This is a genomic window from Thiobacillus thioparus DSM 505 (assembly GCF_000373385.1).
Taxonomy (GTDB): domain Bacteria; phylum Pseudomonadota; class Gammaproteobacteria; order Burkholderiales; family Thiobacillaceae; genus Thiobacillus; species Thiobacillus thioparus.
Map to the genome: position 1 here is coordinate 1 of NZ_KB891322.1, position 2,837 is coordinate 2,837.

Consider the following 2,837-nt stretch of genomic DNA (forward strand, 5'->3'; position numbering starts at 1 on the left):
GATTGATCTTTAACAATTTACAGCCGATAGGTGTGGGTGTTGTTGCGGTAGTTGGGCTGACTTTGGTTGGTCTGACAACTAGCATAAATGCTCACACTTGAATGAAGCGTCGTTATTAATTTAGCGTCGCGAGTTTGAGTTGAGCGACTGAAGTATTAGTAGTAATTGCAGAGATTGAACTGAAGAGTTTGATCCTGGCTCAGATTGAACGCTGGCGGAATGCTTTACACATGCAAGTCGAACGGCAGCACGGGAGCTTGCTCCTGGTGGCGAGTGGCGAACGGGTGAGTAATGCGTCGGAACGTACCGAGTAATGGGGGATAACGCAGCGAAAGCTGTGCTAATACCGCATACGCCCTGAGGGGGAAAGTGGGGGATCGCAAGACCTCACGTTATTCGAGCGGCCGACGTCTGATTAGCTAGTTGGTGGGGTAATGGCCTACCAAGGCGACGATCAGTAGCGGGTCTGAGAGGATGATCCGCCACACTGGAACTGAGACACGGTCCAGACTCCTACGGGAGGCAGCAGTGGGGAATTTTGGACAATGGGGGCAACCCTGATCCAGCCATTCCGCGTGAGTGAAGAAGGCCTTCGGGTTGTAAAGCTCTTTCAGCTGGAACGAAACGGTACGCTCTAACATAGCGTGCTAATGACGGTACCGGCAGAAGAAGCACCGGCTAACTACGTGCCAGCAGCCGCGGTAATACGTAGGGTGCGAGCGTTAATCGGAATTACTGGGCGTAAAGCGTGCGCAGGCGGATTGTTAAGCAAGATGTGAAATCCCCGGGCTTAACCTGGGAATGGCATTTTGAACTGGCAGTCTAGAGTGCGTCAGAGGGGGGTGGAATTCCACGTGTAGCAGTGAAATGCGTAGAGATGTGGAGGAACACCAATGGCGAAGGCAGCCCCCTGGGATGACACTGACGCTCATGTACGAAAGCGTGGGTAGCAAACAGGATTAGATACCCTGGTAGTCCACGCCCTAAACGATGTCAACTGGTTGTTGGGGGAGTGAAATCCCTTAGTAACGAAGCTAACGCGTGAAGTTGACCGCCTGGGGAGTACGGTCGCAAGATTAAAACTCAAAGGAATTGACGGGGACCCGCACAAGCGGTGGATGATGTGGATTAATTCGATGCAACGCGAAAAACCTTACCTACCCTTGACATGTCCGGAATCCTGCAGAGATGCGGGAGTGCTCGAAAGAGAACCGGAACACAGGTGCTGCATGGCTGTCGTCAGCTCGTGTCGTGAGATGTTGGGTTAAGTCCCGCAACGAGCGCAACCCTTATCATTAGTTGCTACGCAAGGGCACTCTAATGAGACTGCCGGTGACAAACCGGAGGAAGGTGGGGATGACGTCAAGTCCTCATGGCCCTTATGGGTAGGGCTTCACACGTCATACAATGGTCGGTACAGAGGGTTGCCAAGCCGCGAGGTGGAGCCAATCCCAGAAAGCCGATCGTAGTCCGGATTGTTCTCTGCAACTCGAGAGCATGAAGTCGGAATCGCTAGTAATCGCGGATCAGCATGTCGCGGTGAATACGTTCCCGGGTCTTGTACACACCGCCCGTCACACCATGGGAGTGGAATCTGGCAGAAGTAGGTAGCCTAACCGCAAGGGGGGCGCTTACCACGCTGGGTTTCATGACTGGGGTGAAGTCGTAACAAGGTAGCCGTAGGGGAACCTGCGGCTGGATCACCTCCTTTCTAGAGAAAGCCGCTTCAACACTCACACCTATCGGTTGTTTCAAGACCGGGCTTGTAGCTCAGTTGGTTAGAGCACACGCTTGATAAGCGTGGGGTCGCTGGTTCAAATCCAGCCAGGCCCACCAGACAAAGGTGGCTTGGCGGTTTGCCAGATTCGGCTCTGAAGTTCGAGAGTCGAGCAGAGCAAGGCGCGAGACACCGTCGTGTGCTAGTGCACACAAGGTGTCGAGCAACGCAGCAATGCGAAGGCTATCGAAATTCAGAGGGGGATTAGCTCAGCTGGGAGAGCACCTGCTTTGCAAGCAGGGGGTCGTCGGTTCGATCCCGTCATCCTCCACCACTCATCCCTGGTTGGGTTGGTGGAATGTAGTACCTATCAGTGTGAATCGTAAGCAGTGAGGCCTTGGGCTTTAGTGCTTACGCTTTATGCGTAACGGCTGATCTTTAAAAATTTGGAAGAAGGTGATGCATTTGTGATGAATGCATCAACATGGGTTGAAATTGTATCGACCATGCCATTGGGCGCCGAGCCTGGTGGTATGGAAAGCAAACACACCTGTAATGCGAGACTGATTCGTCAGTTCTCAAAATTATAGGGTCAAGCGACTAAGTGCATGTGGTGGATGCCTTGGCGACTACAGGCGATGAAGGACGCGTAAGCCTGCGATAAGCTTCGGGGAGCTGGCAATAGAGCTTTGATCCGGAGATTTCCGAATGGGGGAACCCGACCGCAAGGTCACTCCTGCCTGAATACATAGGGCAGGTAGAGCGAACGCAGTGAACTGAAACATCTAAGTAGCTGCAGGAAAAGAAATCAACCGAGATTCCCATAGTAGTGGCGAGCGAATTGGGAAGAGCCTTCATGATTTAGCATTCTTGTTAGTGGAACAGTCTGGAAAGTCTGGCCATAGTGGGTGATAGCCCCGTACGCGAAAACAAGAGTGTGGAACTAGGCATGAGACAAGTAGGGCGGGACACGTGAAATCCTGTCTGAACATGGGGGGACCATCCTCCAAGGCTAAATACTCGTAGTCGACCGATAGTGAACCAGTACCGTGAGGGAAAGGCGAAAAGAACCCCGGGAGGGGAGTGAAATAGATCCTGAAACCGCATGCATACAAACAGT

The 2,837-nt window shown here is 52.6% G+C and carries 2 tRNA genes and 2 rRNA genes; all 4 read left to right on the forward strand.

Annotated features, from left to right (window positions below):
- Positions 1–176: 176 nt before the first annotated feature.
- Positions 177–1,711, forward strand: a 16S ribosomal RNA gene (locus tag B058_RS16610).
- Between the two features lie 48 nt (positions 1,712–1,759).
- Positions 1,760–1,836: transfer RNA gene (locus B058_RS0107775), tRNA-Ile, on the forward strand.
- A 139-nt stretch (positions 1,837–1,975) separates the two neighbouring features.
- Positions 1,976–2,051 (forward strand) — tRNA-Ala (locus B058_RS0107780).
- Between the two features lie 256 nt (positions 2,052–2,307).
- A 23S ribosomal RNA gene (locus tag B058_RS0107785) occupies positions 2,308–2,837 on the forward strand; the annotation flags it as partial.